Annotated in this window: 17 protein-coding genes, 1 tRNA gene and 1 riboswitch; of the genes, 12 read left to right on the plus strand and 6 right to left on the minus strand. The window is 40.7% G+C overall.

The window, feature by feature from the left end; all coding sequences use genetic code 11:
- Positions 1–174 precede the first annotated feature (174 nt).
- Positions 175–777 (plus strand): Crp/Fnr family transcriptional regulator, encoded by a 603-nt coding sequence (locus tag P2W73_RS08180; protein ID WP_276501524.1) that lies wholly within the window; start codon positions 175–177, stop codon positions 775–777.
- 117 nt (positions 778–894) lie between these two features.
- Here the strand turns inward: P2W73_RS08180 and P2W73_RS08185 are convergent, their stop codons facing one another.
- Both P2W73_RS08185 and P2W73_RS08190 read right to left on the minus strand, forming a co-directional pair.
- Entirely contained in the window at positions 895–2,826 is a 1,932-nt protein-coding gene (locus P2W73_RS08185; protein ID WP_276501525.1) for an Nramp family divalent metal transporter, read from the minus strand.
- Positions 2,819–3,481 carry a metal-dependent transcriptional regulator gene (locus P2W73_RS08190; RefSeq protein WP_338116865.1) on the minus strand — a complete coding sequence of 221 codons (663 nt, stop codon included), beginning with the start codon at positions 3,479–3,481 and terminating at the stop codon, positions 2,819–2,821. The genes P2W73_RS08185 and P2W73_RS08190 overlap by 8 nt, the downstream gene beginning before the upstream one ends.
- A gap of 107 nt (positions 3,482–3,588) precedes the next feature.
- Here P2W73_RS08190 and P2W73_RS08195 point away from each other — a divergent pair, with 107 nt between their 5' ends.
- Together P2W73_RS08195 and glgP are read left to right on the plus strand one after the other, a co-directional pair.
- Entirely contained in the window at positions 3,589–4,560 is a 972-nt protein-coding gene (locus tag P2W73_RS08195; RefSeq protein WP_276501526.1) for a hypothetical protein, read from the plus strand.
- A gap of 131 nt (positions 4,561–4,691) precedes the next feature.
- Positions 4,692–6,347 carry an alpha-glucan family phosphorylase gene (glgP, locus tag P2W73_RS08200; protein ID WP_276501527.1) on the plus strand — a complete coding sequence of 552 codons (1,656 nt, stop codon included), beginning with the start codon at positions 4,692–4,694 and terminating at the stop codon, positions 6,345–6,347.
- 74 nt (positions 6,348–6,421) lie between these two features.
- On the opposite strand, the gene P2W73_RS08205 is transcribed toward glgP, so the two are convergent.
- The gene (locus tag P2W73_RS08205; protein WP_276501528.1) at positions 6,422–7,648 is read right to left on the minus strand and encodes a 4-hydroxy-3-methylbut-2-enyl diphosphate reductase; all 1,227 of its coding nucleotides are present in this window, start codon (positions 7,646–7,648) and stop codon (positions 6,422–6,424) included.
- Positions 7,649–7,963: 315 nt separating this feature from the next.
- Between P2W73_RS08205 and P2W73_RS08210 the strand changes: the two genes are divergently transcribed.
- Positions 7,964–9,247 carry an alpha-amylase family glycosyl hydrolase gene (locus P2W73_RS08210; protein ID WP_276501529.1) on the plus strand — a complete coding sequence of 428 codons (1,284 nt, stop codon included), beginning with the start codon at positions 7,964–7,966 and terminating at the stop codon, positions 9,245–9,247.
- A gap of 70 nt (positions 9,248–9,317) precedes the next feature.
- Here P2W73_RS08210 and P2W73_RS08215 read toward each other — a convergent pair whose 3' ends face one another.
- Together P2W73_RS08215 and P2W73_RS08220 are read right to left on the minus strand one after the other, a co-directional pair.
- The gene (locus tag P2W73_RS08215; RefSeq protein ID WP_276501530.1) at positions 9,318–10,808 is read right to left on the minus strand and encodes a trypsin-like peptidase domain-containing protein; all 1,491 of its coding nucleotides are present in this window, start codon (positions 10,806–10,808) and stop codon (positions 9,318–9,320) included.
- Between the two features lie 199 nt (positions 10,809–11,007).
- Positions 11,008–12,006, minus strand: a complete 999-nt coding sequence (locus P2W73_RS08220) for an aldehyde dehydrogenase family protein (RefSeq protein WP_276501531.1) — start codon at positions 12,004–12,006, stop codon at positions 11,008–11,010.
- Positions 12,007–12,061: 55 nt separating this feature from the next.
- Between P2W73_RS08220 and P2W73_RS08225 the strand changes: the two genes are divergently transcribed.
- The 4 genes from P2W73_RS08225 (at position 12,062) to P2W73_RS08240 (ending at position 15,066) form a co-directional block, all read left to right on the plus strand.
- Positions 12,062–12,409, plus strand: coding sequence for a 4Fe-4S dicluster domain-containing protein (locus P2W73_RS08225; RefSeq protein WP_276501532.1), 348 nt, complete (start codon positions 12,062–12,064; stop codon positions 12,407–12,409).
- Between the two features lie 374 nt (positions 12,410–12,783).
- Positions 12,784–13,773: a D-alanine--D-alanine ligase gene (locus P2W73_RS08230; protein ID WP_276501533.1), complete on the plus strand. Its 990-nt coding sequence runs from the start codon at positions 12,784–12,786 to the stop codon at positions 13,771–13,773.
- 154 nt (positions 13,774–13,927) lie between these two features.
- The gene (locus P2W73_RS08235; protein ID WP_276501534.1) at positions 13,928–14,746 is read left to right on the plus strand and encodes a PASTA domain-containing protein; all 819 of its coding nucleotides are present in this window, start codon (positions 13,928–13,930) and stop codon (positions 14,744–14,746) included.
- 14 nt (positions 14,747–14,760) lie between these two features.
- Positions 14,761–15,066 carry a rhodanese-like domain-containing protein gene (locus tag P2W73_RS08240; protein ID WP_276501535.1) on the plus strand — a complete coding sequence of 102 codons (306 nt, stop codon included), beginning with the start codon at positions 14,761–14,763 and terminating at the stop codon, positions 15,064–15,066.
- Positions 15,067–15,193: 127 nt separating this feature from the next.
- On the opposite strand, the gene P2W73_RS08245 is transcribed toward P2W73_RS08240, so the two are convergent.
- Positions 15,194–17,401, minus strand: a complete 2,208-nt coding sequence (locus P2W73_RS08245; RefSeq protein ID WP_276501536.1) for a TonB-dependent receptor — start codon at positions 17,399–17,401, stop codon at positions 15,194–15,196.
- Between the two features lie 53 nt (positions 17,402–17,454).
- Positions 17,455–17,581: riboswitch (TPP riboswitch) on the minus strand.
- 119 nt (positions 17,582–17,700) lie between these two features.
- Between P2W73_RS08245 and P2W73_RS08250 the strand changes: the two genes are divergently transcribed.
- The 4 genes from P2W73_RS08250 (at position 17,701) to era (ending at position 20,002) form a co-directional block, all read left to right on the plus strand.
- Complete coding sequence (locus P2W73_RS08250) at positions 17,701–18,414, plus strand: head GIN domain-containing protein (protein ID WP_276501537.1); 714 nt, start codon at positions 17,701–17,703, stop codon at positions 18,412–18,414.
- 98 nt (positions 18,415–18,512) lie between these two features.
- Positions 18,513–18,584, plus strand: a tRNA-Met gene (locus tag P2W73_RS08255).
- Between the two features lie 34 nt (positions 18,585–18,618).
- Entirely contained in the window at positions 18,619–18,867 is a 249-nt protein-coding gene (locus tag P2W73_RS08260) for a GIY-YIG nuclease family protein (RefSeq protein WP_276501538.1), read from the plus strand.
- 268 nt (positions 18,868–19,135) lie between these two features.
- Positions 19,136–20,002 carry a GTPase Era gene (gene era / locus P2W73_RS08265; protein ID WP_276501539.1) on the plus strand — a complete coding sequence of 289 codons (867 nt, stop codon included), beginning with the start codon at positions 19,136–19,138 and terminating at the stop codon, positions 20,000–20,002.
- Positions 20,003–20,059: the final 57 nt, after the last annotated feature.

A 20,059-nucleotide genomic window follows, 5' to 3' on the forward strand; every position in this document is an offset into this window, starting at 1 on the left:
TTTTAAGGTTAATATTCAAGGGCTGTACTATTCGTACAGGGTCGCAAATCTACAATTTATCACGAAGTATTATAACCAATTCTCAGGGGCCTCAATTTTTAGGATAGCAAGATTTTTTTCAGAAGGGGTTGATTTTGGTCAATTTATTGCGTAACTTTTCCTTGTACAATTGTCATGGATACCACAAGGCTTTTTCACCAATATTTAAACAAGTTTGTTAATATAACAGACGAAGAGTTTGAGCAATACTTCATGCCTATTATTAAAGTCAGGCGTTTTGGAAAGAAGGAATATCTTATCAAATCAGGTGAAGTAGAGCCCTATTTCAACTTTGTAATAAAGGGGCTGGTTCGCAAATATTATAAAAAGGGTCACCAGGAAATCAATACCCAAATTTCCCGGGAAGGGCAGATAATCATGAGCCAACAATCATTCCTGGGGCGCTATCCTTCCGAATATCATATTGAAGCTATCGAACCGACTGTGGTTGTTTCTATTAAGTACGAACATTTGGAAGAATTGTATAAGAAGTCCAAAAAGATGGAGCACCTGGGTCGATTGGTAGTTACTTATATAATGGTGATTAGTGATCGCTGGCAAATGCAAATGGTAAAAATGACTCCCCGTGAACGTTTTTTAAATTTTGTGATGAAGAACCCGGAACTAATGCAGAGGGTGCCTCAAAAATATCTTGCCAGCTATCTTAACATCAAACCAGAAACCTTTAGCCGGTTCAAGCATTTACTTAGAAATCACACGAAAAATAATGCAGCTTGATTGATAGTCAGGAGTCGGGAGTTTGGAGGCTTTCCCCTTAAATACTTTGTTTATAATTTTTTTCAATACCAGGCGCATTTTATTTTCAATTTTGCATGACTCCCGACTAACGACTCACTATAGATGCACGATCAGCACCGGTATTTTTAACTCGTGACGAACAGCATTGATCGTTTCGCCATAAATAAAATCTTTTAGTCCCGAGTGCCCATGTGCTCCCACGATCAGCATATCCGCATTTTCTTCCTTTACGATCCTTACAATTTCTTTAGCCCTGCTTTGAAAACCTAAAATGCCTTTCGAATCATATCCTTTTTCTCTTAGCTGACTTACAAATGTTTCCAGTCGTTGCTGATCACTCGATGTTTCATAGTCGTCAGTTTCACTACCCAATATTCTGGCAACGGGACTTTCTACAATATGTATTAAGATAAAACTGGTATCCTGTCTTGCCTGCCCGATAGCAGAGGCCAACAACCGGATATCGTTTTCGCTAAAGTCCAAAGCAACGGCGATCTTTTTATAAGCCGGGATCTGGATATTTTGTAAGCCATGAATTTCAGGATGCATTTGAATTGAAACTGTTCTTTTTGTTTTTATAGATAATGGGTAAATGAAAGAAAAGATCAATAGGGCCACGAACAAAATCCCGGCTACTACAATGAAGGCCTTAGCCAAAATATTGTCAGATGATGTAAAGAAACCAACAGCTTCCTGTGTCAGCATTTTTAAATTTAGATATACCAATACAGACGCCACCAACCAGGCAAATATTTGCACAATGGGTTTGATGGCAAAACTGCCCATCGTCTTTTTATCACTTACAAAATGTATGAGTGGTATAATGGCAAAACCCAGTTGCAGGCTCAGCACCACCTGGCTAAAGACTAAAAGACTATCCACTTCATCTTCGCCAAAAACAGCAATGACGATAATTGCAGGAATGATCGCTACTAATCGGGTGATCAACCGGCGCATGATCGGGTTGATACGTAAACGCAGGTAGCCTTCCATTACAATTTGTCCTGCTAACGTACCCGTCACAGTGGAACTCTGGCCCGAAGCAATGAGGGCAACAGCAAACAAGGTAGAGGCAATGGATGAACCCAACATAGGAGACAACAATTCATGAGCTTGTTTTATTTCGCCTACTTCGGTTCTGCCGGTTTGAAAAAAAACAGTGGCGGCCAAAATCAGGATCGCAGCATTGATCAAAAAAGCGATATTCAATGCAACGGCGCTGTCAATAAAACTCCATTTCAAAGCTTGTTTAATTCCCTGCTGATTTTTTTTGATTTTCCTCGTTTGTACAAGGGCCGAATGCAGGTACAAATTATGTGGCATCACGGTAGCGCCGATTATCCCGATAGCCAGGTATAGTGCAGTTTCCTCGGGTAATGCGTTAGTGATCCCTTTTGCTTTATAAAGATCAGCGGCTTCTGGCAGCGAGGGAATGAAGCCTTTCAATACTTCATGTAGTTGAGGCTGTGCAATGATGATATTGAACAGAAAACAAATGCCGATCACTCCAATTAAGCCGATAATAAAAGCTTCCATCTTGCGGATACCAAGACGTTGCAGGTACAAAAGAAGGAAAGTATCGAACACGGTAATTGAAACCCCCCATATTAATGGGAGGCCAGTCAATAATTGGATACCAATGGCCATTCCCAATATTTCTGCAAGATCTGTTGCGGCAATCGCAATTTCAGCTAATAACCATAACACAAAATTCATTCGCTTGGGGTATGTTTCCCGGTTGGCCTGTGCAAGGTCACGACCTCTTACAATCCCCAATCTTGCACTTAAACTTTGCAGCAACAACGCCATGATATTGCTCATCAGCAAAACCCAAATTAAACTATACCCGTATTTACTTCCACCCGCAAGGTCAGTGGCCCAGTTGCCAGGATCCATGTAACCCACACTAACCAGGTAAGCTGGTCCAAAAAAAGAAAGAATACGTCTCCACGTCGGGCGATGTGCTGAAGTAGTGTCGACACTTTCGTGAACTTCACTTAATGATGTATCGGGTAAATTCTTAGTCATCGTATTTTACAAAAATATTTTTGGCGAGCTCGCCACTGATATTGGTAGGAGATTGCTGCCGGATTTTTATTTCAAGCGAGCTATCAAAATTGAATTTCTTTTTTGTTTCCAACTTTGTGCCAATGCCAATTTTTTTATGGCTGAGCAATTCCAGCATTTCGGTAGATTGATCGCTGACATAACAAACAGTTGCCATTTTATTTAAGGGTAAATTTGCCAGGCAAACCTGCCTGCTGGTTTCAATTTTTCCGCTGCCATCCGGAATAGGATCACCATGCGGATCGTAGCGGGGGAACCCCAGGTATTCATCCAGTTTGTCAATCAGTTTTTTGCTGCTCACATGCTCCAGGTCTTCCGCTACAGCATGTACTTCATCCCAATTGAATTTTAATTTTTCCGCTAGAAAATATTCCCATAGCCTGTGACGGCGGATAATCAGCAATGCTACTTTACGACCTTCACTTGTCAGATTGAAACCATGATAAGCTTTGTAATGAACCAGTTTTTTACTGCTCAATTTTTTCATCATATCGGTTACTGAAGCAGGCTTTGTTTGAAGTTCGGCAGCCAGTTCATTCGTGGTCACTGTTCCTCCTTTCTGCAGATGAAAAATAGCCTTGATGTAATTTTCTTCACTCGTGGAATAATTCAACACAGCTAAAATTATTTTTAGACAAACCTAAAATATTATTATCAGCCATCCAAATTTTCTGTTGAGTATGAAGGCGGAAACCGTTAATTTGCCGTTACAATTGAGTCACTATGCTGCTATTTCGCAAGTATTGCCTGTTTGTTCTTTTTGCTATGATGGTAGTAAGTTGTAAATCAAAAAAGCCATCGCTTTCGGGGGAAGACCCGGTTGAAATAGGTGATTTCATTGATTTTTTTCCTGCGGCAAAGCTTCCCTACCAGGTTGCCGACAGCACTTTATTAAGGAAAGAAAAAGATTCATTGCTGATCGGTTACAAAGTGTTTACACAGTTTGTGCCTGATTCTATACTGACACAGGCATTAGGTAAAACAACTAAAATTAAAATTTATCCACTGGCAAGAATTGATGGCGATGAAACCTATCTTTTTGCAAAAACCGTTGCCGGGAATAAACGGGCGGCATTGATCCTTGGATTCGATAAAAAGCAACAGTTTATTGCCGGTATGCCTTTTTTAAAACAAGATGACCTGGCCGCCACGCAGCAGACAGCAAGTATGGATAGCCGTTACTCCATTTATAAAACAATACTTAAAAAAAATGCGAATGGGACGGTGAGTGAAGGGAAGGATGTGTATGTGCTGAATAGCGGGTCTAAAAGTTTTATGCTGATTATGACGGATGCTCTCGACGACAGGGTAAGCGAGTTGACCAACCCGATCGACACCTTTTCCCGCAAGCAAAAATATACCGCTGATTATGGCAGTGGTAAAATGAATCTAGTTTCATTCAGGGATGGACGAAAGAATGACCGGCTCAGCTTTTTTATTCATTTTGAAAAAAACAACGGAGAATGTACCGGCGAGCTGAAAGGCGAGGCCATCATCAAATCTCCAACCTTAGCGGAATACAGGGAAGGAGGTGATCCTTGTGTTTTACAATTCAAATTTTCTTCTTCTGCGGTTACGATAAAAGAAATCGACGCCTGTGGTTCGCGGCGGGGACTGCGATGCTCTTTCGACGGAACTTATCCAAGAAAAAAGGAAGCAAAACCCAGGCCGGTAAAGGCCAAAAAGCCCAAATAAGAGCCATTTCCAAATTAACCTTTATCTTGCGCCCTCGTGTAAAAACAACACAGTGTTGAGACACTATTTTAATAGTGTTTCAGCGAATTTTTGAAGTAATTCAAAACTTGCCAAAAACTAAATTTTTAAAGATGAGTTTTACCAATTTTAAGGTTCCATATCCTGTCGAGCAGAATTATTCCAAACGGGTTGCCTATTTCTCCATGGAGTTTGCCGTGCATCAACCGTTGAAGATATACAGCGGTGGTTTAGGTTTTCTTGCCGGTTCACACTTGCGTAGTGCTTATGAATTAAAACAAAATTTAGTTGGTGTAGGTATTTTATGGAAATATGGGTATTACGACCAGGAGCGAAACCAGGATCAAACCCTGGATGTTGCCTGGAATGAAAAAAGTTATAGTTTTCTGGAAGATACCGGTATAAAATTCCAGATCAATGTGCATGAACACCCTGTTTGGATAAAAGTATTTTACCTCAATCCCGAAACATTTAAATCGGCGCCATTATTTCTTTTATCAACTGATACACCGGAGAATGATTATGTATCACAAACGATCACTCACCGGTTGTATGATGCAAACGTCGCTACGAAAGTGGCTCAATATATTTTACTGGGAGTTGGTGGCGCTAAGTTGATGGATGTATTGGGCTTTAACCCGGAGCTTTACCATCTGAATGAAGCTCACGGTCTGTCAGCAGCGTTTTACCTCTATGGCAAATTCAATCGGAAGATAGAGGAAGTGAAGAAAAGGCTGGTGTTTACAACGCATACACCGGAAGAAGCGGGCAATGAAAAGCATGATATTTATCTCTGCCATAAAATGAGTTATTTCTGCGGGTTGAGTGTTGATGAAGTAAAGAAACTGACAGGCATTAATGATGACGCCTTCAATCATTCCCTCGTGGCCTTACGTTTTGCTCATTTGGCCAATGGCGTATCAGAATTGCACGGGCATGTGTCAAGGGCTATGTGGAGTAAATACGACGATATTTGCCCGATCATTTCTATTACCAATGCTCAGAATTATCGTTATTGGGCGGATAAGCAATTGTATCGCTTTAGAGAAGCCGGTGATGATTATGGAATCGATGACAGAAAAAAATATCTCAAAAAGAGAGCTTTTGATATTGTAGCTGATCAGACTGGCAAAATATTTAATCCGGATGTATTCACGATAGTATGGGCTCGCCGTTTTGCAGGCTATAAGCGGGCCGGGCTTATTACCACCAATGAAGAGCGTTTCAAAAAATTGTTGAACAATCCAAAGCATCCTGTGCAAATCATCTGGGCAGGAAAGCCTTACCCTGTTGATCATCCTGCCATCAGCGAATTCAACCAACTGGTGTATTTAAGCAAACAGCATAAGAATGTAGCCGTTCTTACGGGTTACGAATTGGCTTTATCCAAACGTTTGAAACAGGCAGCGGATTGTTGGTTAAATAATCCCCGTGTGCCCCGCGAAGCTTCGGGCACCAGTGGCATGACGGCAGCCATGAATGGTGCAGTCAATTTTTCAACTGATGATGGCTGGATACCTGAATTTATCAACCATGGACACAATGGCTTCGTGGTGCCAAAAGCCGATTATGCTAGTATGGCTACACACGAGCAGGATCAATATGACCTGAATAAATTGTATGAAATACTGGAAAAAGAAATCCTTCCTGTTTACTATGACAATTACAGCACCTGGCGCCAGATCATGAAAAATGGAATGGAAGATGTGCGGTTCCGTTTCGAGAGCAATCGCATGGCGCATGAATATTATGATTTGTTGTATAAGTAAGAAAAGACTGAATACGGGAATAAAAGAAAAGTGACCTTAATGCGAGGTCACTTTTCTTTTAAGCAGTAATTTTTTTACTGAAACTCATCAATCAAATCCTCAACTGTTATAGGTGCATTGTAGAAACTTACCAGCTTGTTTATAACTCCTTCTACAAGTGCATCCGGACAAGAGGCGCCGCTGGTGATAAGAATTTTTACAGGTTCCTTCCCCGGAAGATATCCTGAAGTCAGTAATTCTTCTTTGGTATGAAAATTATAATGAAGAATATCCGTCGCTGAAATGATCTTCTCCTCATTGTTTATAAAATAGGTAGGCAGCTTTTCTTCGCAAAGCTCCACCAGGTGAGAGGTATTGGATGAATTGTAGCCGCCAACAACTATCGCCAAATCTGCATCGGTCTCTAACATACCAGTGACGGCTGTTTGGTTGTCATTGGTGGCATAGCAAAGTGTATCTCTTGTGTCGGCAAATCGCTCAGCGATAGTTGAATTGTTTAATTGGTAATGATCCATCATCACTTGTTTCAGGTAATCAGCAATAGCCTGTGTGTCGCTGGCGAGCATGGTGGTTTGGTTAACCACTCCGATTCGTTGCAGGTCTTTTTCAATAGAAAAACCTTCTGAGTACTGTCCTTTGAATTCGGAATAAAATTGTTCACCCGGCTTTTCGCCGGTTATATATTTTGCCAGTTCTTTTGTTTGCTGCATGTCTTTTACAACCACAGATGGTGCATTGATGGCTGCATGAGAAAAAGTAGCTCTTGTTTCTTCATGATTGGGCTTGCCATGAATAATGATGCTGTAATTTTTTTTAGCAATCGCTTCACTTCGGTTCCATACCTTTTCTACAAAGGGGCAGGTGGTATTGTATTTTTCAATCTGTATACCGATTTTTTTTAGTTGTTGTTCAATGGCAAGGGTAGTACCAAATGCAGGAATGATTACAATATCATCAGCCGTCAATTCGGAAAAGGGCAGCAGTTGTTTGCCATAAGTGTCCTGTAAGAATTCAACTCCGTGGGCTTGGAGGTCAGCGTTTACCTGGGGGTTATGGATCATTTCACTCAACAAAAAAATCCTTTTGCCTGGGTTTTCATTTACTGTTCTGAAAGCAATTTCGATGGCATTTTCCACACCATAACAAAAACCAAAATGCCTTGCTAAATAAATCTGGATAGGCCCAAAGTCCAACAGGGTAGGTGTAAAATCTTTTTTCATTTTATCCATTTCTTTCCGCTTTTTTTTAATAGCGGTGATCAACGGACTTCGGTATATGATAGGTACTTCAAAACTTTTCATGTAGAACCACGATTTTCCAGATTGAAAAGCCTGCCTGACGGCAGACAGGGATTAGGAGGAAAATCGGCACGCAAGTTACCGATTTTGCACCTATCACTTGCTCTTTATGACAAGAGTGGGAGATAGCGTACTTCAGGAAAGAAAATCATTGCAAATCTGTGTAATCAGCGGCATCTGTGTTCAATATTCGTCTCAAGTTCTTATTTTCACCCAAACAGGGCTAAGAATACGTAATAGTACAACTATTGCAATTGCCTTGCTGCTGGCAGGCTGTGGCGATAATTCTTTAAAAACAAAAACAACAGAAAAGCTGATATGACGGAAATAGCAAAAACTGTGGCATGGGCTCATACTACGAATATTTATGAAGTGAACCTGCGACAATATACGACAGAAGGAACTTTTCTTGCTTTTCTAAATGAATTGCCAAGATTGAAGGATATGGGCATTAAAACACTTTGGTTTATGCCAATAACACCTATAGCGCAAAAAAACAAAAAAGGCCCAATGGGCAGCCAGTATGCCTGCTCGGATTATACAGCAATTAATCCCGAATTTGGAACACTGGACGATTTTAAGACACTTGTAAAAGAAGCGCATCAACAAGGCTTTAAAGTGCTGATTGATTGGGTAGCTAACCATACGGGGTGGGACCATGTGTGGACGAAAGAACACCCGGAGTATTACCTGAAAGATAAAGGCACCGATGATTTTTTGATGGCCAGCGGAATGGATGACATAATTGAGCTCGATTACAGTAATCAGTCAATGCGAAAGGCTATGATCGATGCGATGAAGTATTGGGTGAGAGAGGCCGATATCGATGGATTCCGTTGCGATTTGGCAGCATGGGTGGAGGTGGATTTTTGGCAGGAAGCGAGGCCACAGGTTGACTCATTGAAACATTTGTTTTGGCTGGGTGAATTTGATGAGCTGGAAAATCCCGACTACGGAAAAGTATTTGATGCCAGTTACAGTTGGAAATGGATGCATACAACGAGGGATTTTTACGAGCATCACAAACCGCTGACTGTTTTGACATCGTTATTGCAACAGTATAGTCAATTGGATGATGGTTCAATGCGGGCCTGGTTTACCAGCAATCATGACGAAAATAGCTGGAACGGCACCGAATATGAAAAGTATGGACAAATGGCGAAGGCATTAGCGGTGTTCAGCGCCACCTGGAATGGTGTGCCACTTATTTATAGCGGGCAGGAACTGCCGAATAATAAGCGGTTGGAGTTTTTTGAAAAAGATACGATTGAGTGGAACGGAAAATATCAGCTGCATGATTTTTATAAAACATTACTGAATCTTCATTCCAATCATCCCGCATTGCGTGGTGGCGACAAGAATGTTGCGACCTATATGCTGCAGACATCTCACCCGGAAAATGTTTTGGCTTATCTCCGTAAAAACGGCGCCAAGGAAATATTAGTTGTTTTAAACTTATCATCCTCCGCATTCGATCTTTCAATAACTGATAAACAATTGACAGGGGAATTTAAAAATGCATTATCTGCTGGTGCTGAAAGATTCATTACAGGGCATAAGTTGAATGTGAAAGCATGGGACTATTTCGTCTTTGAAAAATAGTTGGTCAGAAGATTAAAATAAGAAAGCCCCAATCGGGGCTTTCTTATTTTATATAACTACAGTGATTATGTTATTGACTTTCCAAATTCAACGGATAGCGATAAGTGCCATCATATCCGGGATAAATACCTTCTAATTGAACAGTTCCTTCCATGGCTGATAACAATCTTCCAAGGGCCTGTACATTGGGAACGTCCTGGCCATTCACACTCAGTATCACAAAGCCTTCCTGCATTCTTGTACGGCTTATCGAACCACCTTCTTTAATTTTTTTAACAACTACGCCACCATCCACTTCATATTGCTCTGCTTTTTTCTTATCGAGAGTTTCCAGGTCTGCGCCCAACATTTCACCGATGCTACTGTTAGAGGCGGTTTCATCATAAGTGCCTATTTGTGAACTTAGCGTTACGGTACCGGTGTAATCTTTACCATCTCTTTTGTAAGATATTTTAACTTTATCGCCTGCATTGTAAGAAGCAATAGTTCCTTGCAATTCCGACCATGAATTGACAGGAATATCATTGACGCCAGTAATAATGTCGCCTTTTCTCAAACCAATAGAAGCCGCTGCGCCATCTTTTGGTACTGCACCGATATGTGCACCACCACCTGCTTCAACCTTTGTTTCATCCGCTTGAACACCCAAATACGGTCTTTTCACATCACCAAACTTGATCAGGTCATTTACAATTTTCTTTACCAGGTTTACAGGAATGGCAAATGAATAACCGGCGTACGTACCTGAAGGAGCCAATATAGCTGAGTTAATACCTACCAGTTGTCCATCAGTAGTGATTAACGCACCACCACTATTTCCCTGGTTCACCGCAGCATCTGTTTGAATAAAAGATTCAATAGGTGTCTGGCTTTGTCTTGCATTGATACCGATAGCTCTTCCCTTCGCACTCACAATGCCAGCTGTTACGGTTGTCTCCAATGTCAGGGGATAACCAACAGCCAGAACCCATTGTGCGAGTTTCAGATTATCAGAGTTACCATAGATCATGTAAGGGAAATTGGTGCCATCAATTTTCAGTACAGCCAGATCACTGCTTGGATCTTTACCAATCACCTTGGCTTTATAAACTTTCTTATTGCTAAGTGTAACAGTTATTTCATCCGCAACCCCGGCTCCTCCATCTGAAATAACGTGGTTGTTTGTTACGATATAACCATCATCGCTGATGATCACACCGCTTCCGGAAGCTCTTTGCTCGGGTTGTATTTGCGGGCCAAAATTGAAAAACTGCTCAAACCAATCCTCAGCGCTATTTCTGCGGCTGCGGGGAAGATCATTGCTGATTTTCTTTGCAGGAATTTTTGTCTTTATATGCACAACCGCAGGAACGGCAGCATTGGCAGCTTTTGTAAAATCAATAGCATCGGCAGGAGCGCCGGCAATATTTTCATTGAATCCTGCATAGTTGACAGGAAGTTTGCCATTGGTGGATTGTACGAATGCTGTTTTTTCATGAGTAAGCTTTCCATAGGTCCACACACTGCCAACGGCTGAAGCGGCACTAACACCAACAATCAGTAGAAGTTGTTTCCATTTCATATTCTTTATTAATTTTTATTTTATTCAGTAATAAGCTCAGCAAGGATTAACTCAAATTGTATGCCTTAGCCACACAAAATAACAAACTGTCATAACAAGTTCTGTTACCGTCAGTTCAGTTTAACAAATCATTTACTAAGCCTTTCGTACTTCAATACAAATTTAACCAAGTTTGCGGAGAAAATTACGCTGTTATGACTTAAAGCGAGATAAGGAACCGAATTGTATCAACTCCATCAGCAAAATCATTTAAGGAAGGATTTTGTGCCTGGCCAAAGGGAATAAAATTTTTTCCAACGATACATTGCAGGGAATCATGGTGTTTTAATGATTCAGCCAGGTCGTTTTCGCTATTGTAATACTCATAATTCAACTGGCTGATGGGTGAAAAAACGGAAGATTCTTCAGCGAGCAGGATAGATTCGTTACTCATATAAACCTTTTTGTTGAGTAAGAGAATTGCCAGGTTATAATCGTAGTTGTTTTTGTATTTATGGTGGTCGGCGAGGTAATTATATTTTTTAAAGACGGTGAGCAATTTGATGAAGTCATAATTTTCCGGCACAAATATCTTGGTTACGTTTCTGCATCCTAAGCCAAAATACAGGTAAACATCATCAGCCAGTTTTTCTAATTCATCAGTAGTTTCTTTTCCGGTTAATACGGCTACGGATGTTCTGTTGCGGCGGATAATATTAGGGTACTTTCCAAAATAATATTCAAAGTGACCAGCAGAATTATTGCTGCCTGTGGCAATGTAGGCATCGCAACCTTTCAGCATCTCCGAAAAAATGATAAGGCTGCGTACCTCCTCATTCCAGGAAGCCATTATTTCAACCAGGTGCTTTAATAAAACCTGGTCCTTTGACGAAAGCTTGATACAGGCAATATGACCCGTGATGAACACGCAGAGCATATCATGAAATCCAACCAGCGGAATATTTCCTGCCATCACGATCCCAACCTTTTTTGGAGATGGGTTTTCATGGGGTAGTTGATATGTTTTGCACCAGGGTTCCAGTTTATCTTTTTGTAAAAAAGAAGAGGCAATATTATCAGTTGATAATTCAATGAATTCAGGAATGAACCATCCATTTTCCCGACTGGCTTTTTCTTTTGCCTGCTGCCAAAAGTTGTTGTCAGATTTTATATATTCGCCGAGCCTTACTATTAAATCGATGCGTTGTTGTAAATTCATTTGCAAAGATTAATTTTGTTTGGCAAAATAAGATCACTCATTTAATCATAATTGTATGGCTATTAAGATAACTGATGAATGTATTAATTGTGGAGCATGTGAACCTGAATGCCCGAATAACGCTATTTATGAAGGCGGGGTAGAGTGGGCTATTTCAGATGGTACCTCGGTGAAGGGCTCTTTTACATTATTGGATGGAACTGTTGTGGATGCAGATCAAAAAAATGCCCCGGTCAGTGTTGATACGTATTACATCACACCTAACAAGTGTACGGAATGCCAGGGTTTTCATGAAGAGCCCCAATGTGCGGCGGTTTGTCCGGTCGACTGCTGTGTGCCTGATGAAATGTACCAGGAAACGGTGGAACAACTAATGGCTAAAAAGGAAAGCCTGCATGTTTGATGTGCAAAAAAAGCTGCTGATAAAAACGCATTTGGTACATATTTGTTATATCTTACAAAAGCATAATAAAGCAGGTAATACTGCTAATTTTCAGGCGGGTGATATTTCCCGTCGTAAAAAGGTGAAGGAGAAACGGCCTTCACCTTTCTTATTGTCTGAACCGGTCCCGATAGCTTCGGGATTTGAGATTATTAGGATTAGTAGGAGAAAATCTCATAGTCCACTGCGTTATAAGTATTTCATCGTCTCACAACTCACGATTGACCACTCACCAGTTTACATTTTGAGAAATAAATCAATTTTAGCGATCTAAATTTCCTGCTAAGCAATTTTTCCTCAATATTTGTGCTTCAAAAAAGCAGTCCTATATTATTATGAAGAAGAATATAGCCCTCGTAACGGGCGGTTTCTCAGGCGAAGCAGTTATTTCCTATAAAAGTGCCACCACCATTGGTAACAATCTCGACCCCGAAATCTTCAATGTGTACAAAATTGATGTCAATCCAAATGGTTGGTTTTATGAAATGACTGACGGCAGGAAAGTGGAAGTTGACAAAAATGATTTTTCACTACAATTAGATAATAAAAAGATTGACTTCGATGCTGTATTTATTGGCATGCATGGAACACCCGGTGAGGATGGTAAACTGCAGGGCTATTTTGATACACTTAAAATTCCCTACACCAGTTGCAATGCTGCAACTTCCGCTATCACTTTTAATAAGCGATACACGGTAGCCATTGCAAAAATGGCGGGAGTGGCCGTAGCTAATTCCGTTCATTTATTTAAACACCTGCCAGTTTCTTCCTTACAGATAGCCGATCAATTAAAATTGCCCGTGTTTGTTAAACCCAATAATGGTGGTTCAAGCATTGGCATGAGCAAGGTGGATAAGCCGGAGGATCTTGACACGGCGATTGAAAAGGCCTTTAAAGAAGACGACCAGGTGCTGGTTGAAGAAATGATTAAAGGCCGCGAGTTTACAGTCGGTGTTTTTAAAACAAAAGGTAATATTATTGTATTACCCATTACAGAAGTAAAGGCGCATGATGATAAATCCTTTTTTGATTTCGAGGCTAAATACCAGGGAAAGTCAACGGAAACAACGCCTGCGCAGGTGGATGAAGCAATTGCAGATAAAATAAGGGATGCGGCAAAAAAGATATATTCGGTATTTAATTGCCGGGGAGTAGTCAGAATTGATTTCATTTACAATGAAGAAAGCGGACAGCCCTATATGCTGGAGATTAATACAATCCCCGGTCAAAGCGAAGCAAGCATAGTGCCGCAACAGGTAAAAGCAATGGGATGGAGTCTGAAGGAGTTTTATACTAAGTTGGTGGAAGAAGCGTTTGAAGATTAATTTTAAAATTTAGACCGATAGGGGAATAAATGATTTCCCATTACAAACCGACATTAAATTTTTCATTTCAACATTACACAAAGCAGGGATGAAAAATTTAATCAAAGGTTACTCTTGACATCAATAATAAAATTTACAAGAGAAATTTATCTGCATGTTCAAATTCATTACACACAAGCCATTATGGGCTAATATCCTTGCCGGGCTTCTTATTGCTGTTATTCTTTTTTTCATTTTTGTTTTTTCGCTCAATTGGTTTACGCACCATGACCAGTCAAAGACTGTTCCTTCCGTCGTTGGCAAATCATTCGAGGCAGCCAGGGAATTACTGGAACAAGGTGGATTTGAAGTGGAAATACAAGATTCCATTTATGTTGATAGTTCTAAACCGATGCATGTATTGAAACAAGTGCCGGAAGCGGATGAAAATGTAAAAGTGAACCGCACGGTATACCTGACAATAAACCGTTCTGTTCCACCAATGGTCGATATGCCTAATCTTGTGGGCTATAGTTACCGCAGTGCTGAAATGGCGCTGAAGAATTCTAATCTCAGGGTGGGGGACACATCTTTCAAAGCAGATTTTGCAAAAAATGCTGTTTTGGAACAGCATTACAACGGATCGGTGATTACGCCAGGTACCAAAATCCGGATGGGCAGTAAAATTTCGCTGGTACTGGGCAATGGGGTAGGGGAGCGTCAATTTGTTGTACCAACTTTGATAGGCATGACCTATGGGCAAGCCAAGTCCTTACTGGAGTCACATGGCCTGAACTTAGGTGTTGTCATCGCTCCGGACATCGACGACACTGTTAATGCGTATATCTATAAACAAAGTCCGGAGCGGTACGATGCTGATAAACGTTTCAGGTATATCCGGTCTGGGCAATTGATGGACATCTGGTTGCAAAAGGACAAACCTGTTACTGATAGTGTTGCGGCTCCATTAGAGGAGGAAGAGTTACCCGAATAAACTACCTTTGCGCCATGCAAAATATAACCGTTGAAGAATTGAAAAGCCGCCTGGATGCCGGCGAAAAATTGAACATTGTTGATGTTCGTGAGCCACATGAAAATGCAGAATTTAATATAGGGGGCATTTTATATCCCCTGGGAAAAGTACAAACGATGATGGTGGATGAATTAGAACCATTAAAGGACCAGGAAGTGATCGTGTATTGCCGTAGTGGGAACCGGAGCGGACAAGCTTGTCTTATTTTAGACACGTTGGGTTTTAAGAACACCAAGAACCTCGTTGGTGGAATGTTGGCATGGCAGGAGAGAGTGAAGTAACACAGAACCACGATTTTTGAGATTTTGAAAGATTATTAGGAAATCAAAAGGCCGCCTAAAAATTTTAAGCGGCCTTTTGATTGTGACTATTTCCTAAAAATCCATATTAATCATGTCCATCGTGGTTCTATAGTTTAATATTCAACCCGATCATGAAATTCGTCCCGGCCATTGGAAAATAGAAATTTTCAGTAATGGTTTTAGTTAGATGGATATAACTGTAAGTGTAGCCATTGGGCTCATATTTTTTGTCAAACACATTATTTACCTGCCCGATAATATTCCACTCGGAAAATATCTTGTTTTTTAACGTGAGTACTGCCCGGGCATCCATGGTATAAAAGCCATTTAATTTTCTCGCTTCATTTTCGGTATTGTCAAGATATTGCTTGCCTACATATTTATTTAAAAAGCTGATCTCGAAGTTTTTTGCCGGCAAAATATTGATAGTGCCTCCAGCGATAATAGCAGGCGAAAAGGCGATATCCGTTTTTTCATGGGTAACAGGTTTCTGTCCTGTCCAATCCCAGTTTGCATCATATTCATCCAGGTACTCGGTAAATGCTTTTATTTTGTTTTGACTAAGACTTAGATTAGCCACAGCATTCAACCATTTTGCAAAATTGTATCCACCCTGCAATTCAATGCCGGCACGATAACTATTGGGAACATTGATTCTTGTATAGGCTCCTACGTCATTGATCCTGCCTGTTAACACCAGTTGATTTTTGTACAGCATATAGTAAAGAGTAGCGCCGGCATAAGCCTTATTACTTCTTTTTTCAATGGCTGCTTCAAAATCATGCAATGTTTCTTTTTTGGGTTGGTTGGTAATCCCGGCTTCAAAGTCATCACGGTTTGGCTCTTTATTCGCCGCCGCATAACTTAAATAAGACTGCCAACCATTTTTGTTGTATTGAATGCCAACTTTAGGATTGATAAAGTCAAACTTGCGATTAATAACAAGGGTTGGATTATTAGAAAACCCGTTCATTTTATGCTGCACATGCCGGTATTGTAAATCCGCAAACAAGTTCCAGTACTGCATGAACTCGTATTGCCATTTGGTATAAAAATTTATGTCCGATTTCAATGCATCGAGATCATAATACCGGAAGCCTTTATCAAATCCAAACTGTGCCCAAATAATGTCGCCATAGTGTAGGCCATCATACACGGTCCAGCCACCACCAATGGTTACAGCATGTTTATCCTTTTTATATTGGGCTGAAATTATTTGACCATAGTAATAGTTATCGAGCCATTTCTGACGCACCAGGTCAGTTTTTTCAATAGTTGTATCACCCAATACCAGGTCAGGTTGACCATAAGCAGCAAAACTTTCCTGTGCTTTATAATTTTCATAATAGCCTAATCCTCTCGACAGGAAAACAGCGGTATTAAAATTCCAGTTGTCATTAATGGCATGATTAAAAAATAACTGGTAATGTGTCTGACGATAATTATCAGTTTCATTATCGTAAGGGACACCGGGTTTCTCAGTACCACTCGAATTCAAAGTGCGGTCCGTTTTCAATAAATATTCGGGAAGACCATTCCAGGCCTGGTAGGTTTTTTCTTTTCCAGAGAAAACATTCAATCTAAGCGACGATTTTTTAGTCATGTAGGCACCGGATAAATAAAACGCCTGCAAATTACTGCTGGCTCTGTCGATATAGCCATCGCTTGTTATCTGGCTCAGCCTGGCATCAATCGTAAAATGATTGTCAATTAAACCTGTGCCGGCTTTAACGGTATTCTTCCATGAATTAAAGGAGCCATAGCTGTTGTTCAGTTCAGCGTACGATTTCAGGTTGACTTCATTGGTAGATAAACTGACGGTTGCGCCGAATGCTCCCATCCCGTTTGATGATGTACCTACACCCCGTTGAATTTGGATGGAACTCACAGATGAGACAAAATCGGGCAAATCAACAAAATAACTTCCTTGTGATTCTGCATCATTATATGGAATGCCGTTCAATGTGACATTGATGCGGGTACCGTCGGTTCCGCGGATCCTCATGCCGGTATAACCAATCCCAGCACCTGCATCGGAATTGACGACAACCGACGGAGTCTGGTTCAGGATAAAAGGGATGTCCTGGCCAAGATTGTTTTTCTGGATTTCTTTTTTCGACAAATTGGTTTTGGTAAACGGTGCTTTTTCACCCGCACGGATAGCTTTTACTTCGACTGGTGTAAGCAAATAAAAACTGTCGCTGGTTTCTTGTTTTTGTTCGGTTGGAACTTTTTCCCGATTTGCCGGGACTTGTTGTGCAAATAAAACAGAGGCTGAAAATAAAATACAGCTTGTGATTGCAATCCTCTTCATTTTTTTAAGTTTAAACGGTTAAAAATGAGAGGGAAATGCTGTAGGAGAAAGGGCAGTAGGCTGCCATCCTTCCCTGCGCAGGCATTACCCTGATCAGGTTTACGGGTATAATCTCAGATTGTCACCAAACCTCTCGAAGGGCCCTTCGTCAGGTTGGCTCAAACACCCCGGGAACACTGAAAACTTTAAAGCTTTCGTATTGAAAGTATAAGAACTGCCGCAAAAGTAAGAAGAAAATAAAATTATGTCGCTGTAACTTTCTTACTGCATCCTTCGTACTACTCAAAATCAACAAGTTTATGAAAAAAACTATATTGTCACTTTTGCTTGTCACTGTTTTTGCTGTTGCCGGCTTGTCGCAAAAAACCATTAATGATCCCAATGCGGAGGTGCGGGAGGCTAAAAATTTCAGGGCGATTGAATTATCCAGTGCTTTTGATGTATACCTCACCCAGTCGAATGAAGAATCAGTGGCCGTAAGTGCTTCTGAAAAGAAATACCGGGAAAATATAAAAGTGGAAGTGAAAGGAGGTGTGCTCATTGTTGGTTATGACAATAAGGGCAAGTGGAACTCGGGTAATAAAAAACTGAAGGCTTATATTTCATTCAAGCAATTGGATAAACTAAATGTCAGCGGCGCCTGCGACGTTTACATCGTGGATGCGTGGAAAGCTGAAAATTTAAAACTGGATATGTCAGGCGCCAGCAATTTAAAAGGCAAAATAGATGCGCAAAAACTGATGATTGACCTGAGTGGCGCTTCCGATCTTACGCTGAACGGTGATGTGGGTCAATTAAATATTGAAGCCAGTGGCGCCAGTGATTTTAAAGGATTTGACATGATTGTTGATTATTGCAATGCAAAAGCCAGCGGAGCAAGTGATATTAAAATTACTGTTAATAAAGAGTTATCGGCTGAGGCCAGTGGTGCCAGCGATGTTAAATATAAGGGAGCTGGTTTAATCCGTGATATCAAAACAAGCGGTGCCAGTAGCATTTCAAGAAGATCATAATCAATGAAATTATTTGTAGAAAAAGCTGTTGTGAAAATAAACACAACAGCTTTTTGATTTTTGTTTGGCTGCTAAGCTCTATGACCTTACATTTGCACCGCGAAGTAGAGCAGCGGTAGCTCGTTGGGCTCATAACCCAAAGGTCGGGAGTTCGATCCTCCCCTTCGCAACAGAGGAAATCCGCCATCCGGCGGATTTTTGTTTATGTTTACGGTATATGTCTTATATAGTCAACAGCACAGAAAGATTTATATCGGATATACATCAAATCTAGCTGAAAGATTTAATTCGCATAACGAACTTGCGATAAAGGGTTGGACAATAAAATTCAGGCCCTGGAAAATAGTTCATACAGAGATATTTGAAACCAAAGCACAAGCGATGCGTCGGGAAAAAGAACTTAAATCAGCTAGAGGCAGAGACTGGATTTGGCAAAAGATAGCTGATGAGTAGTTCCGGGCTCATATCCGCCAGCTGGCGGACGGGAGTTCGATCCTCCCCTTCGCAACAGAGGAAATCCGCCATCCGGCGGATTTTTGTTTATGTTTACGGTATAGGTTTCTCAGTGATTGACATAAGATGTATTTACTTGATAATCGCCGTAATTGTGATTATTTAATTTTTCCTAACAGTTGCTGTTTCAACTGGCAAGGATTGACTACCTCCTCCTTCTTGCAATTTGAAGCATCGGCTTGCCGGGAATCAACTGGACAAGTTTATCATGAAAGTCGGTTTTGTAAACATTTTTGGCAGACCCAATGCGGGTAAAAGCACCTTGTTAAATGCGCTGATGGGAGAGAAGTTGGCTATTGTGTCACCGAAAGTACAGACCACCCGGCACAGGATAAAGGCGATCATGACCGAAAAAGATTACCAGGTCATTTTTTCAGATACGCCGGGTATCATTGAACCGAAATACAAGCTGCATGAAAAAATGATGCAATCCGTTAAAGGAGCATTAGAAGATGCAGATGTGGCTTTATTGATTGTAGATGTGAATGAAAATTGGGAAGAGTGCAATACAATATTTGAAGCACTAAAGTTGAAAGTACCGGCAATAGTTGTCATCAATAAAATCGACAGAGCAAGCCAGGAAAAGATAAAGGAAGCTATTGCTTTTTTTGATAGCAAAAAATATTGTCGGAAAACAATCACGATTTCAGCTACCAGCGGTATTAACCTGAAGAATTTTTTAAAACCGATATTGGAATTACTGCCGGAAGGAGATCCGTTTTATACGGAAGATGATATCAGCGACCTGCCAACCAAGTTTTTTGTAAGCGAACTGATACGGGAAAAAATTTACGAATTAGCAGCGGATGAAATCCCTTATCACACCGCTGTACTGGTGAGAGAGTTCAAAGAAAAAACAACACTGGTAAAAATAGTGGCCGACATCATTGTTCACCGGGAAACGCAAAAGGCAATATTGATCGGTGAAAAAGGAAGTATGATCAAGAAGTTGGGCATGATGGCCAGAAAGGATATCGAAGAGTTTTTGCAACAAAAAGTTTTTTTGGAACTCTTTGTAAAAGTAAAACCGAAATGGCGGGAAAATGATTTGCAGTTGAAGGAGTACGGTTATTAGCCCCCCTCTGTCCCCCTAAAGGGGGAACTTAGATCGGGACTGTCTGACTTTTGGGAA

This window comes from Terrimonas pollutisoli, from assembly GCF_029360765.1.
GTDB lineage: Bacteria > Bacteroidota > Bacteroidia > Chitinophagales > Chitinophagaceae > Terrimonas_B > Terrimonas_B pollutisoli.

What these genes read in the sequence shown, in the direction of transcription:
- P2W73_RS08180 (WP_276501524.1), top strand. Translation starts at nt 175, where the DNA reads ATGGATACCACAAGGCTTTTTCACCAATATTTAAACAAGTTTGTTAAT.
- P2W73_RS08185 (WP_276501525.1), bottom strand. Translation starts at nt 2,826, where the DNA reads ATGACTAAGAATTTACCCGATACATCATTAAGTGAAGTTCACGAAAGT.
- P2W73_RS08195 (WP_276501526.1), top strand. Translation starts at nt 3,589, where the DNA reads ATGCTGCTATTTCGCAAGTATTGCCTGTTTGTTCTTTTTGCTATGATG.
- glgP (WP_276501527.1), top strand. Translation starts at nt 4,692, where the DNA reads ATGAGTTTTACCAATTTTAAGGTTCCATATCCTGTCGAGCAGAATTAT.
- P2W73_RS08205 (WP_276501528.1), bottom strand. Translation starts at nt 7,648, where the DNA reads ATGAAAAGTTTTGAAGTACCTATCATATACCGAAGTCCGTTGATCACC.
- P2W73_RS08210 (WP_276501529.1), top strand. Translation starts at nt 7,964, where the DNA reads ATGACGGAAATAGCAAAAACTGTGGCATGGGCTCATACTACGAATATT.
- P2W73_RS08215 (WP_276501530.1), bottom strand. Translation starts at nt 10,808, where the DNA reads ATGAAATGGAAACAACTTCTACTGATTGTTGGTGTTAGTGCCGCTTCA.
- P2W73_RS08220 (WP_276501531.1), bottom strand. Translation starts at nt 12,006, where the DNA reads ATGAATTTACAACAACGCATCGATTTAATAGTAAGGCTCGGCGAATAT.
- P2W73_RS08225 (WP_276501532.1), top strand. Translation starts at nt 12,062, where the DNA reads ATGGCTATTAAGATAACTGATGAATGTATTAATTGTGGAGCATGTGAA.
- P2W73_RS08230 (WP_276501533.1), top strand. Translation starts at nt 12,784, where the DNA reads ATGAAGAAGAATATAGCCCTCGTAACGGGCGGTTTCTCAGGCGAAGCA.
- P2W73_RS08235 (WP_276501534.1), top strand. Translation starts at nt 13,928, where the DNA reads ATGTTCAAATTCATTACACACAAGCCATTATGGGCTAATATCCTTGCC.
- P2W73_RS08240 (WP_276501535.1), top strand. Translation starts at nt 14,761, where the DNA reads ATGCAAAATATAACCGTTGAAGAATTGAAAAGCCGCCTGGATGCCGGC.
- P2W73_RS08245 (WP_276501536.1), bottom strand. Translation starts at nt 17,401, where the DNA reads ATGAAGAGGATTGCAATCACAAGCTGTATTTTATTTTCAGCCTCTGTT.
- P2W73_RS08250 (WP_276501537.1), top strand. Translation starts at nt 17,701, where the DNA reads ATGAAAAAAACTATATTGTCACTTTTGCTTGTCACTGTTTTTGCTGTT.
- P2W73_RS08260 (WP_276501538.1), top strand. Translation starts at nt 18,619, where the DNA reads ATGTTTACGGTATATGTCTTATATAGTCAACAGCACAGAAAGATTTAT.
- era (WP_276501539.1), top strand. Translation starts at nt 19,136, where the DNA reads ATGAAAGTCGGTTTTGTAAACATTTTTGGCAGACCCAATGCGGGTAAA.